10 protein-coding genes and 2 tRNA genes are annotated in these 10,820 nt (G+C 46.2%); 11 read left to right on the top strand and 1 reads right to left on the bottom strand.

Annotated elements, in window-relative coordinates:
* The first annotated feature begins 466 nt into the window (after positions 1-466).
* From QGG23_07445 to QGG23_07405, 9 genes are all read left to right on the top strand, one after another.
* Positions 467-1,210: an electron transfer flavoprotein subunit beta/FixA family protein gene (locus tag QGG23_07445; GenBank protein MDP6049257.1), complete on the top strand. Its 744-nt coding sequence runs from the start codon at positions 467-469 to the stop codon at positions 1,208-1,210.
* 5 nt (positions 1,211-1,215) lie between these two features.
* On the top strand, positions 1,216-2,172 hold the full coding sequence (locus QGG23_07440; GenBank protein ID MDP6049256.1) for an electron transfer flavoprotein subunit alpha/FixB family protein: 957 nt from the start codon (positions 1,216-1,218) through the stop codon (positions 2,170-2,172).
* A gap of 294 nt (positions 2,173-2,466) precedes the next feature.
* Positions 2,467-3,672, top strand: coding sequence for an acyl-CoA dehydrogenase family protein (locus tag QGG23_07435; GenBank protein ID MDP6049255.1), 1,206 nt, complete (start codon positions 2,467-2,469; stop codon positions 3,670-3,672).
* Positions 3,673-4,022: 350 nt separating this feature from the next.
* Entirely contained in the window at positions 4,023-5,573 is a 1,551-nt protein-coding gene (locus tag QGG23_07430; protein MDP6049254.1) for a 2-isopropylmalate synthase, read from the top strand.
* A complete protein-coding gene (locus QGG23_07425; GenBank protein MDP6049253.1) occupies positions 5,560-6,840 on the top strand; it encodes a 3-isopropylmalate dehydratase large subunit in 1,281 nt (426 codons plus the stop codon). The genes QGG23_07430 and QGG23_07425 overlap by 14 nt, the downstream gene beginning before the upstream one ends.
* Positions 6,841-6,860: 20 nt before the next feature.
* Positions 6,861-7,343 (top strand): 3-isopropylmalate dehydratase small subunit, encoded by a 483-nt coding sequence (locus QGG23_07420; protein ID MDP6049252.1) that lies wholly within the window; start codon positions 6,861-6,863, stop codon positions 7,341-7,343.
* The gene (locus tag QGG23_07415) at positions 7,340-8,350 is read left to right on the top strand and encodes an isocitrate/isopropylmalate dehydrogenase family protein (GenBank protein MDP6049251.1); all 1,011 of its coding nucleotides are present in this window, start codon (positions 7,340-7,342) and stop codon (positions 8,348-8,350) included. Before QGG23_07420 ends, QGG23_07415 begins: the two co-directional genes overlap by 4 nt.
* A 492-nt stretch (positions 8,351-8,842) precedes the next feature.
* Entirely contained in the window at positions 8,843-9,085 is a 243-nt protein-coding gene (locus tag QGG23_07410) for an Lrp/AsnC ligand binding domain-containing protein (GenBank protein ID MDP6049250.1), read from the top strand.
* A 60-nt stretch (positions 9,086-9,145) separates the two neighbouring features.
* A tRNA-Asp gene (locus QGG23_07405) sits at positions 9,146-9,224 on the top strand.
* 348 nt (positions 9,225-9,572) lie between these two features.
* Here the strand turns inward: QGG23_07405 and QGG23_07400 are convergent.
* Positions 9,573-9,649 (bottom strand) — tRNA-Ala (locus tag QGG23_07400).
* A gap of 139 nt (positions 9,650-9,788) precedes the next feature.
* On the opposite strand from QGG23_07400, the gene QGG23_07395 reads away from it, so the two are divergent.
* Together QGG23_07395 and QGG23_07390 are read left to right on the top strand one after the other, a co-directional pair.
* Positions 9,789-10,268, top strand: a complete 480-nt coding sequence (locus QGG23_07395; protein MDP6049249.1) for a DinB family protein — start codon at positions 9,789-9,791, stop codon at positions 10,266-10,268.
* 66 nt (positions 10,269-10,334) lie between these two features.
* Positions 10,335-10,775, top strand: coding sequence for a DUF371 domain-containing protein (locus QGG23_07390; GenBank protein ID MDP6049248.1), 441 nt, complete (start codon positions 10,335-10,337; stop codon positions 10,773-10,775).
* Positions 10,776-10,820: the final 45 nt, after the last annotated feature.

The following is a 10,820-nucleotide window of genomic DNA, read 5'->3' as shown; positions in this document are numbered from 1 at the left end:
ACATTTTTATAGTAATTTCCCCCGAGTTTAGTTTTAGTCCTCAAGAGGAAGAAAGTAGGAAAAAAATAAGGTTTCTAGATAGAATCGGGGAGACACAAAGACTCGTTTCCACCATAGTTTAGATTCTTACAGGCCAACAAGGAACTCTGTGGTGATGCCACCCACGTAGTTAGGGTAAGTACGTGAACGGCAGATTCAAACCTGTCTTATAGAGGTGATCGAGCAATCAGAGTTAATGGAAGCATCACAATCTAAACTATCTATCCACGCTCTTGATAATGAGGGAGGACGTGGATAAAATGAGGGGCAGATTACCAATTAGGTCACTAAGGCCCTCCTTCACGATGGATGCAGACACAATCTGCGCGCGATATTAATAATATTCGCCTTAGATTTTATTTGCTTGGGGGTTAGGGCATTAGTACGTATAATTGTATTGTTAAAAGATATAGTCGATCTAGAGTTAATGAAGGTCAACCTAAAAACAAGTGAACCCATAATCAAGGGGATAAAGAGAAAGATAAGCGATCTTGATACGAGAGCCCTTGAAGCCGCCCTTAAACTCAAAGAATCCAACAAGGGGGAGGTCATAACTCTTTCCATAGGTGGATCAGAGACAAGAACAGTCATCCTAGCTGCCCTGGCCATGGGGGCGGATAGAGCTTACATCATAAAAAACGACAAGCTGGCTAGACTCGACTCTCGAGCTACCTCCAAGGTAATCAGGGCTGCGGTGGAAAAGATAGGCCCTTATGATCTTATCATTGGAGGAGAGATGTCTCTTGATAGTCTCTCTTCCCAAACAATCCCGAGGATCGCTGAACTCCTAAACCTCCCCCAAGTAACTTACGTGAAGGAGATTAAGCTCTATGAGGGGACTCTTCAGGCAGTGAGGGATTTAGAGGACGTTGATGAAATCGTAGAGGTGGACCTTCCTGCGGCGGTGGCTGTAGTGAGAGAGATCAATGAACCGAGGATTCCCTCCCTTATGAACATCATGAAGGCAAAAAGGAAACCAATTAAAGAGTGGGAGGTCGCGGACCTGGGCCTATCTATTGAGGAGATAAAGGCCTTATCTTCGATTGAGATCCAAAAGATCAAGACCCCAAAAGTCAATAGAAAAAGAATTGTGATAAAAGCCGATACCGTTACTGAAAGCGCAGCTAAGCTAGTGAAGGCCATTATCTCCGAAGGGGTGCTTGAGAGCTGAGCGATATGGCAAAAAACGTTTTGGCGTTCTCCGAGGACCGCGAGCTACTAATCCAGCTCCTTGGAAAGGGAGAAGAACTTGCCATTAAAATAGGCGGAAAACTAAACGTTCTGATTGTAGGCTCGAAAGTCACTGATTCTAGAGAGCTCACTCAATATGGGACCAAGAAAACTTTCATTGCTGATGGCCCTGAATTCACGTATTTCAGTATCGATGCCTACAAAGCAGCATTCTTGAAAGCAGTTGAAGCCTCCAATCCCAGGATAATACTCATAGGAGCAACAAAGAAGGGAAAAGAGCTTGCTGCACGTGTGGCCGCGGCTCTAGATACGGGCTGCATGTCTGAATGTTTGAGTCTTGACGTTAACGAAGAGGGAAATCTAGTGGGTGAACGATTCATGTATGCAGGTACTACAATATGCACTGAAGTTAGCAGGTTGGCGCCTCATATCGCCACCGTTTCTAGTAAGACATTTGAGACACCAGATCCAAGCTTTGGAGTTAGTGAAATTGTCACCCTCAATTTGTCTCTCCCCAAGCCGAAAGTAAGCGTTATAGAGATCAGGGAGAAAACTAGGAAGGATAGGAACCTCGAAAGCGCCCCCGTTATCATTGCTGCTGGAAGGGGCATCAAAACTGAGGAAGATCTAAAAATCTTAGAGGAGCTTGCAGGAGTTTTAGTAGCTAAGGTGGGATGCTCAAGACCCATTGCAGCAGACATGGGCTGGATGGAGGAGTGGATTGGGATTAGCGGTAGGAAGGTCTCCCCGAAACTCTATCTAGCTTGCGGTATCTCCGGCACTATTCAGCATGTTGCTGGAATAAGGGAATCCCAGATTATCGTGTCCATAAACAAGGATGAGAATGCCAGCATCCACAAGATATCCGATTACTCCATCATTGGGGATCTTTACATCGTACTCCCAGCTCTGATTAAAGCCTTCAAGGAGAAGAGAGGTTAGAAAGCGCGGGCGCTTCTAGCCAGTATCTGGAAAAGATGGCAGTAGTATATGTCATTATCTTTATCTTCGATGTAATTTTATGTGCCTCATTGCAATAATCTAAAGCTATTAGTTAGCTGTCAATTCCTATCCCATATTAATCTCTACGTTATCTTCAGAGGACAGTGAAGTTATTTTTACTCTCCACGTTCTAATCTGCGGGAGATCATAGTGGTTGAAATGAGTTATTCTCCAAGACTGAATCAGTCTTTTAATAAAGCGAGTATTAGATATAGTTGGAAAAGGTGAAATAATTTGATCAATTTTGCTTTCACTGAGGAGCAAGACTTGTTTCGGGAGGCCATCCGAGGATGGCTGGCAAAGAACCTCCCCATGGAAAGGGTGAGGCAGAACGATACAAACCACACGCTTGGTAAGGACCTCATCCGCGGGCTAGGGGACCTAGGTCTTCTCTGCATGACCCTCCCTGAGGACCACGGAGGAGTCGGGGCGGACTGGGTGACAGCTACAATTGCGGCGGAAGAGCTAGGCTATGCAGATATCTCCGTCTCACTGCCCGTATTTTTCCTCGTTCAAGCCAGCTGGGGGTTCGTCGTGGATAAGTACTGTCAGGATGTTGTCCGGGATATCTGCCTTAGAAGGGCTGCCCGGGGTGAGGCCTTCATCGGTATTGGGGTCACTGAGCCAGGTGGTGGATCAGATGTCTCAGGCTTCCACACAACCTTCGAGAAAGGTGACGGCCACTGGACTCTCAACGGGGAGAAGACGTATATAAGTGGCACTCACGAGTGTCAGAAAATAGGAGGAGGATATTTCGTAACTGGGTTCAGTGACCGATCTAAGGGGCATAAGGGCATGACTGCTACCTACCTCCCACTTGGCATGGAGGGGATTGAAGTATCCAAGCGGTTCGAGAATTATGGAAGAATGGCCATCAGCACTGGTGGATTCAAAATGAACGATGTTAAGGTTCCTGAAGAGTACCAGCTTGGAGAAACTGGGCAGGGTTTTTATCTAACGATGGAGGGATTCGACGCAGCCAGGGTTCTGGTCTCAGCGAGCTGCATTGGTGCAGCAGAGAGAGCCATGGAAATCGGTATGGAATATATCAAGGAGCGTAATGTTTTTGGTCAGCCCATAGCCAAGTACCAAGGCATTCAATTCGACCTCGCTGATATGGTCGCGCATCACGAGGCTATCAAGATGCTTATATACAGAACGGCCTGGATGATGGACCAAAAATACCAGCATGGTACATTCACACCACTCGAAGTCTCAAAATATCTCTCGATGTGTAAATATCTCGCGCCTCATCACGCCCTCGACACTTTCAGGAGGGTGATGCTGTGGATGGGCGCATATGGATATACAAAGGAATGTCCTCTGGAGATGGGAATCCGTGGGGTGATGAGTTACTGCATTGGGGCGGAGGGCGCAGCTAACATTCAAAAAATCGTTATTGCCAGGGAGACACTTGGACGAGAGTGGACCAAAAGGTAGAATCATCTCCGCGCGAGTATCTGTCGTTGGTATGATCGTTTTTTCCTCTTAATTTACTGTTATTTATTATAGCTTATAAATATTATTGTAGGTTAACACCTGCAAAAGTTTTTAGATAATGTTGTATTATTAATCATATGGAATGGGATTCCGTATTCTCCCAATGTGGAGTAGTGAGGTCCAAGGTTATTCATTTGACTTTTTTTCCCTTTATTACACACGGCCTGTAGGAAATTAGAGGATTGATATTCAACTCCGTTTATATTCAGAGATCCTGATATGTGGTTTTCCAAACGCATAATTGTTATTAGTTTGTATGAGACCTGTTTGGTCACCTCAAGGTATCCTATATGAGCAAAAAAGAGTTCTACCTGAGCCAATACCAAGCTGATCTGGAGCGTCGCGCTCCTGACAATGTCTGGATATTTGACACAACCCTCAGGGATGGAGAACAAATGCCTGGGGTCACATATACTGTAGATGAAAAGGTTTTGATAGCACAACAGCTTGACGAGCTGAGGGTCCCCCGGATCGAGGCGGGATTCCCTATAACTTCTGAGGGTGAAACTGAATCAGTCAGGCGGATAGCAGCCCTTGGGCTTGACGCTCAGATTGTTGCTCTCTCGAGGCCCCTCAAGGAGGATATTGACATAGCCCTCAAATGTGATGTTCCCTATATTCACATATTCATCTCAACTAGTGACCTACATATCAAAACAATGATGAAAACTACAAGAGAGGACGTAATCAAGCGGTCTATAGAGGGCATTGAATATGCCAAGGATCATGGCGTCTTCGTGGAATACAGTCCCCAGGACGCAACACGTACCGAGATGGATTTTCTTATCGAGATTTGCAACGCGGCTGAGGATGCTGGTGCCGAGATGCTGAATATTCCGGATACCGTTGGTGTTATGACCCCCCGGATGACATATGAGTTCTTTAAGGAGGTTAAGTCCTCAACCCACGTCCCCCTCAGCGCCCATGCCCATGATGATCTCGGTCAGGCTACGGCCAATACACTTGCCGCTATAGAGGCGGGTGCGGAGCAAGCCCACGTATGCGTCAACGGATTGGGTGAGAGGGCCGGTAACACCTCTCTCGAGGAGGTTGTGGTCTGCCTCGCGGCCCAATATAAAATAAAGACAGGAATCAATACAAAAAAGATCGCGGATACATCGGCCCTAGTTGAGAGACTAAGTGGTGTCTACATGCCATCCTCAACTCCCATAATCGGAGATAACGCTTTCTCACATGAGGCAGGAATCCATGTACACGGAATCCTGAGTCACTCAGGGAACTACGAGATCCTCCGTCCTGAGTTCGTAGGAAAACGGAGCAGGTTGGTGGCTGGGAAGCATGCAGGAAGGCACGGAATCTCTAATATGGTGGCAGATCTCGGCCTCGAAGCCACTAGAGAACAACTGAAGGAGATTGCGGCCAAGGTTAAGAAGCTTGGAGACACCGGAAAAGCCATTACAGATGCAGACCTTTACGCTATCGCAAGGCATGTAATGGACCTAAAGGAGGAGGACTATGTAAAACTCCAGCAGCTCCTCGTTGTCACAGGGAATACGATTACACCCACAGCCTCAGTTACCCTTATAGTTGGTGGCAAAGAATACAAAGGTTCTGGAGTTGGCAACGGCCCAATAGACTCCGCGATTAATGCTATCAGAAACGTCGTTAATGGATTTACTAGCGTCTCACTTGAAAAGTTCATGATGAAGGCTATAACAGGGGGCACCGACGCAGTCGCAGATGTAACTGTTCACCTTAAACAAGGTGACAAGTTCGTGACTGCGAACGGTGTAAGTGGGGACACCGTGATGGCGAGTGTGGACGCAATCTTAAAAGGGATGAACAGGCTCCTTTCCAAGGAAAATCATGACATCGACTGAAGATCAGAGGGGCAGGACGATCTCTGAGAAGATCCTAGCTAGAGCCTCAGAGCAAAAGGACGCATCTGCTGGGGAAATTGTAAAGGCCCGAGTTGATGTCGCGATGATGCCCGACCTCACCACAATCCTATCGGTGAAAGCTATGAAGGCTATGGGTCGGAAAAAGGTTTGGGACAATACCAAAATCGTCCCCATCCTCGACCACGTCGCCCCAGCGTCTACATTGATGGCGGCAACTGTCCACCGAGATATCCGAGCGTTCGTAAAGGAACAGGGAATAACCAACTTTTATGACGTCGAATCTGGAGTTTGTCATCAAGTGCTCCCTGAGAAAGGCCATGTTAAACCCGGATATCTCGTGATTGGTGCAGATTCCCATACCTGCACTCATGGAGCTTTTGGCGCTTTCGCCACAGGGGTAGGTTCAACCGACATGGGGGCAATTCTGGCTACAGGGAAAATTTGGCTTAGGGTTCCTGAGACTATTAGGGTCCAAGTTGAGGGTATTCTTCCTGAGTTTGTGACTCCTAAGGATGTCATCCTAAAAACCGCTGGACTTATTGGGGCTGACGGAGCTACATACAATGCTTTGGAGTTTCACGGAAACACTATCTCCAAGATGAGTGTCTCTGGAAGGATGACACTATGCAATATGGCCATCGAGCTTGGAGGTAAGGCCGGCATCGTGGAGCCCGACAAGACAACGTATGCCTATCTCAGAGACAGGACGGACGGGGTATTCAATCCTGTTTTCTCCGATGAGGATGCCTCTTATAAGATGATACAAGATGTCCCAGTGGACGATCTAGAGCCCCAAATAGCCTGTCCTCATAAAGTAGACAATGTGAAGCCTATCAGTGAGGTTGAGGGCTCTGCGATCAACCAGTCATTTATAGGCTCATGTACCAACGGCAGACTGGAGGACCTCAGAGTTGCTGCATCCATATTGAAGGGCAAAAAGGTCCATCCCGATACCAGACTTTTAGTAGTCCCTGCATCTAATGAAGTCTATCTTGAAGCTCTCAAGGCAGGGATCATCCAAACAATCGTGGAGTCGGGGGCGATTTTCAGTAACCCTAGTTGCGGAGCCTGTTTTGGGGGTCATATAGGGCTCCTGGCGCCAGGCGAGATTGGATTGACAACATCCAACAGGAATTTCCAGGGGAGGCAGGGGAGCCCTGAAGCATTTGTCTATTTATCTTCGCCCGCGGTCGCTGCAGCTTCGGCAATAAAGGGTGTAATCACTGACCCCCGGGACTTAAGGTGATATAAGTGAGACAGAAAGGCATGGTATGGATTTTTGGTGATGACATAAACACCGATCTTATAATTCCTGGAAAATACCTAGAGCTGGTGGACCCCGTGGAAATGGCAAGGCATGCAATGGAGGGCATCAGTCCCAATTTCCCTAATAAAATTCAGGAGGGAGATATTTTAATAGGGGGAAGAAATTTTGGTTGCGGTTCAAGCAGAGAGCATGCACCTCTTGCTTTGAAATACGCAGGGATAAGCATAGTCATAGCCGAGTCTTTTGCCCGTATATTCTACAGGAATTCCATAAATATCGGGCTCCCCGCCTTGGAGTGCCCTGGGATAACGGATGCGGTGGAGGAAGGGGATACTATTGAAGTAGACATCTCAGGGGGAACCATTAAGGTTAATCGCACATACAACGAACTGCGTTTCACTCCCCTTCCGGAATTCATGGTAGAAGTCCTCAACAATGGAGGCCTTGCAGGCTATCTAAATGAAAACATGGAGAGCTGGTGAAAATAACCCTATACAAGATCGTAACACTCCCAGGGGATGGTATCGGCCCTGAGGTTATGGCAGCCGCGGTTTCGATCCTGGAGATGCTAGCAGAGAGCAAGGGGAAAATCGCATTCGAGTTCAAGGAACTCCCGGTTGGAGATGAGTTAAAGGTTAGGACGGGTATAGCGATGCCACCGGGAACCGTGGAGGCAGTCCGGGAATCCGATGCTGCCCTTTTCGCTGCGGTCGGAGAGACCGCGAAGGAAGTGATCTTGCCCCTCCGACAGGAGCTTAAGTTATATGCTAACGTTAGACCCACCAAGGTCTATCCAAACGTCCCTTCGCTTAGAGAGGAAGTAGATATCGTTATGGTAAGAGAGAACACAGAAGGGCTATACAAGATGTTAGGGTACAGAGGCCCAGACTGGGGCCTCAATCTCAGGATCATCACAAGGCAGGCGTCAGAGAGAATTGCACGGTTTGCCTTCGAATATGCATCTAAAAACAATCGGAGTAAGGTTACCAGTGTACATAAAAACAACGTACTGGATCTGACTTGCGGGGTCTTCCTTGAAGCCTGTAGGAGGATTGCAGAATCTTATCCCGACATGGAATACCAGGAGATGATAGTTGATGCATGTGCCATGAAACTTCTCTTGAACCCGGGGCAGTTTGACGTCCTTGTGACCACTAATATGTTTGGGGATATACTCTCCGACGAGGCAGCTGCTATCGTCGGAGGACTGGGGATGGCACCATCGGGGAATATTGGAGAGAATTGTAGCATCTTTGAGCCCGTACATGGCAGCGCTCCTGACATAGCTGGGAAAGGCATCGCTAATCCCATTGCGATGATCCTGTCAGCTTCTATGATGCTTGAGTGGCTTGGAGAAATAGAGTTCGCCAAGTCTATCGATAACGCTGTGATCGGTGTTCTGAAAGAGGCGAAGACGCTCACTCCCGACCTAGGGGGCGAGGCCACAACTAAACAAGTTGCTGCAGCTATTGCGGAAAAGATCGTATAGTCTCCATTAAATGAAACTTTTTCGTTAATTATGTCTGAAGGAAAAGTTTTTAAATTAAGTTCAGATTCCGTCAAGCGCTAGATATGACCCTTGATAGCATTACCATAGAGTGATTAGAAGAGATCAGGAAAACTTTAGTCCTCCACTTAATTGCAATATTCGCAATGGAGCTAGCCCTCATGGACGCAGTTTCAAGCAGTCTCACAGAAAACCGTGGATGCTCAGAAAGTAGATCGTCAATAACAAAAAAGAAACTTCAGTATATACAGTTCAAATCGATCTTTATAGGGAGGACCGGGAATTCCCAGTCCACGGTAAGGTAAAACCTTCTGGGATGGAGGGCGCTGGAATTATCGGGGTGGGAAAAAAGGACAACAAAAGGATCCTCAATTCTATGACTGCGAAGACCAAATCCTTACTGATTATTAGGAGCCATGGTGGCCAAACGCAATACACCTATAAATGGTGTTTCCTCCGATAGTTCGAGGGATTATGACGGTTAAAGCCTACATATTAGTGAATGTAAGTACCGGAACGGAAGATGAGGTTTGCAAGGCCCTTGTAGAGTTCAGGGAGGTAGAAGAGGTTGCAACCATATACGGAGAATATGACGCGATCATCAAGGTGACAGCAAAGGATATGAACCGACTTGACGAGTTCATCACCTCCCAGTTGAGATCTATTCCTAACATCTTCATGACCTCGACAATGATAATAGCTAAGGAAAATAAATAAGAGGTGTCCATCTTAGGCGCAACGTTTATCTGCCTTAGAGATTCCTTTCTTTCAAATCTTGCCCTGGTAGTATAGTCTGGCCTATTATGCTGGCCTGTCACGCCGGAGATCCCGGGTTCGAATCCCGGCCAGGGCGCCACCTACTCTTAAGGAAAACCGACAAACACACGCTAAGTGAGTTGACTAGACTGATTCTATGATTTAATTCGTCAGTTTTTACTTTTTCTTAAATCCTGTTTAAACATAAACCAACATGTTAAAGAATAAAAATCCCGAAAATTCGCGCATTCACCATAAGGTCCATTAGCTTAGTTTGTAGAAAAACTTGGAATACATCCTCGCCATTCCTAGGGAGTTCTATCGTTTCGATTTCATCATCGCTGGACCAATTCTTTTGAATAGTGGAGTCTTGAACTATTTCATCAATTAGTTTGATTTTTTCAGAGATGAGGTCTCAAGATATTTTTTGACCGCAGGATAAAATTTATGGTGGACTGGGAGGGATTTGAACCCCCGACCTCTGCCCTGCCAAGGCAGCATTCATACCAACTGAACTACCAGCCCACTTCACCAAGACATCAAGTAAACAACCTAAAAACGTTCCCCCGAATAAAAAAAACCAAAATGAGACTAATCTTTAACTCCCGCCCAATTAAAAGAGGGTTATTAATATTTCACCAGGTTATCTAAGAAGGTGAACAACATGGACAGGGATATAGCAGTTTTAAAGGGATTAACCGAGCACGCTTTTAATAGACTTGAAAGGACATGTGAGGGCATCACGGAAACTGAGGCGAACTGGAAACCAATTGAAGAAGCCAATAATGTTCTATGGATCCTTAACCACCTAGGAAGGATTACTAATTATTCTCTCCCACGGATAATAAAAGGAAATCCAAAATACATTCCTGAAGGATGGCCTGAAGAATACGAGAAACAGGGTTACAGCTTGAAAAAGGCCCTTGCCGATATTCAGACAGGGAAAGAAACCGTCCTCGAAGGCCTAGGTAATCTAGAATCAGCATCTCTAGCTGAGATTATACCCCTTTGGGGTGGCCCCAAGAGGAGAGATTTCGGCCTCTTTTCATACATTTTGGAGATAGCAATCCACAGAGGCCAAATAGCTGCCCTCAGAGGGAACATCAAGCGCCGACGAGAAAGAGACACAAGCTTTCTAACCTAGACTCAACTTCATTCCTTTTTTTTAACCCATTTTTTTTCAACCCATATATGCATATGAGGTGACAAAATAAACCAACAAAAAAGAGAGGCGGAAGACTCGTTCACAGCCTGGGGCCACGCCAATATTACATCCAAGCACAGTACGACGATTATGGTAACAACAGACAAATATCTATCGAGGAAGGGTGATTGTATTCTCGCTGTGCATGCCGAGAGAGGTCTGAAAGACATTTCCCCAGAGCTCAAGGACATTATCAAGAACGAGAAGGCGGAAGTTATTTTCATCATGGAAACCGGTAATCAAAGCCTAGTTGTAAGAGGGAAAGGTCATCCACGGCTGACCCTTGCCAGCCCCTCAGATATAGTGATCAGGAAAAGTAACTTTATCTGCAATAGAACACTAATGATAAAAGCGGACAAGTCATCATCTGATATCCCCCTGGAATTTGTAAGTCTCCTCCATAACCATCATAGTAAGGTTAACATAAAAATCAGAGGAATCTTGTGACACATCAAATGAAAGTTATGGGAAAATATGTATATTCTATATTAT

It is taken from the genome of Candidatus Bathyarchaeota archaeon, from assembly GCA_030739585.1.
Lineage (GTDB): Archaea > Thermoproteota > Bathyarchaeia > TCS64 > TCS64.
The sequence above is the reverse complement of the archived record's forward strand: the minus strand, read 5'-3'. Positions and strand labels throughout refer to the sequence as shown.

Bases quoted from the DNA above. Each gene is read 5' to 3' on its own strand.
- QGG23_07395 (MDP6049249.1), top strand. From the start codon at position 9,789: ATGGACAGGGATATAGCAGTTTTAAAGGGATTAACCGAGCACGCTTTT.
- QGG23_07445 (MDP6049257.1), top strand. From the start codon at position 467: ATGAAGGTCAACCTAAAAACAAGTGAACCCATAATCAAGGGGATAAAG.
- QGG23_07440 (MDP6049256.1), top strand. From the start codon at position 1,216: ATGGCAAAAAACGTTTTGGCGTTCTCCGAGGACCGCGAGCTACTAATC.
- QGG23_07410 (MDP6049250.1), top strand. From the start codon at position 8,843: ATGACGGTTAAAGCCTACATATTAGTGAATGTAAGTACCGGAACGGAA.
- QGG23_07420 (MDP6049252.1), top strand. From the start codon at position 6,861: ATGGTATGGATTTTTGGTGATGACATAAACACCGATCTTATAATTCCT.
- QGG23_07425 (MDP6049253.1), top strand. From the start codon at position 5,560: ATGACATCGACTGAAGATCAGAGGGGCAGGACGATCTCTGAGAAGATC.
- QGG23_07430 (MDP6049254.1), top strand. From the start codon at position 4,023: ATGAGCAAAAAAGAGTTCTACCTGAGCCAATACCAAGCTGATCTGGAG.